We start from the raw sequence: 1514 nt of genomic DNA on the forward strand, positions 1-1514 counted from the left end.
GGAGCCCGGCTGGCAGACGTTCACGTTCTCCGTCGAGGGACAGCCTCCGGTGGAGGCACGAGCGTTCATCGTCGCTGAGGGCACGTCGTTCGGTGTGGTGTCGGATGTCGACGACACCGTGATGGTCACGGCTCTCCCTCGTCCCTTCATCGCCTTCTGGAACTCCTTCGTGCTCGACGAGCATGCACGTCTTCCCGTACCGGGGATGGCCGTGCTCCTCGACCAGCTGCTGCGGCAGCACCCCGGTGCGCCGATGGTCTACCTCTCCACGGGGGCGTGGAACGTCGCCCCCACCCTGTGGCGCTTCCTCGGCCGTCATCTGTTCCCCGCCGGTTCCATGCTCCTGACCGACTGGGGGCCCACGCATGAGCGCTGGTTCCGCAGCGGGCGCGAGCACAAGCTGACGAACCTGCGGCGACTCGCGACCGAGTTCCCCGATGTGAAGTGGCTGCTGATCGGTGACGACGGCCAGCACGACGAGTCGATCTACAGTCAGTTCATGGAGGAGTACCCCGACTCCGTCGCGGGCGTCGCGATCCGTCGTCTCCTCCCTGCCGAGGCCGTCCTCGCGGGTGGTCGGGCAGGCCATGAGCCGCACTCCGAGGATGTCGCCCCGTGGGTGAGTGCCGAAGACGGTGCCGGTCTTCGCGATCTGCTGGGCGAAGCCGGCATCCTGCACTGACATGTCCCTCTCCCGCCAGGACTGGCTGGTCCTCGAAGAAGCGCATCGTGAACGTGCCGATGCTCTCACTGCTGCGCACCGTGACCGGGCGACCCGGGCGGAGAAGCACCCGGTGTGGGACTTCCTCTTCACGTACTACTCGTACAAGCCCGCACAGCTGCGCCGCTGGCACCCGGGCGCCGGCGTCGAGCTCGCCGATGCCGGCGAACGCCTCGACTGGCGCTGGTACCGCGCAGGACGATCCGCTGACAGCGCGGTTCCCGATGCGGCAGCTTTCGGCCGAGAGAAGGCGGAGCTGGCATCGCTCATCGAGAAGATGCTCCGCCGCACGGCATCGCGGCCAGGGCAGTTCGGCTGCTTCGGTCTGCACGAGTGGGCGATGGTGTACCGCGCCGACGAGCACCGACATGCGGTTCCGCTGCGACTGGGGCAGGCGGGCACGGATGCCGTCGTCGAGAATCACGACCTGCGCTGCACTCATTTCGACGCCTTCCGCTTCTTCACCCCCGAGGCGGTCCCCCGCAACCGCACCTCGTTGAGTCGCGACGAGCAGCCGCTATTCGAGCAGCCGGGGTGCCTGCACGCGGGCATGGACCTGTACAGGTGGGCGACGAAGCTCGGGCCCCTCATCCCGGGCGACCTCCTCCTGGATTCGTTCGAACTCGCTCGCGACATACGCCTTCTCGACATGCAGGCGGCACCGTACGACCTCTCGGCGTGGGACGTGGTTCCCGTTCCCATCGAGACGCCCGAAGGCAAGGCCGAGTACGTGCGTCGGCAGCGAGGGTTCGCGGACCGCGGGGCCGCCCTGCGCACCGCACTGCTGAACGCC

2 protein-coding genes are annotated in these 1514 nt (G+C 68.0%); both read left to right on the forward strand.

All coding sequences use genetic code 11. The annotated features are described in order from the left end of the window. Positions 1-682, forward strand: a 682-nt coding sequence (locus KZA10_RS14910) for an App1 family protein (RefSeq protein WP_218683277.1), incomplete at its 5' end; no start/stop codon positions are given. Between the two features lies 1 nt (position 683). Further along, the coding region (locus tag KZA10_RS14915) for a 3-methyladenine DNA glycosylase (protein WP_218683278.1) at positions 684-1514 on the forward strand (831 nt) is incomplete at its 3' end.

This window comes from Microbacterium sp. BF1 (genome assembly GCF_019279095.1).
GTDB lineage: Bacteria > Actinomycetota > Actinomycetes > Actinomycetales > Microbacteriaceae > Microbacterium > Microbacterium maritypicum.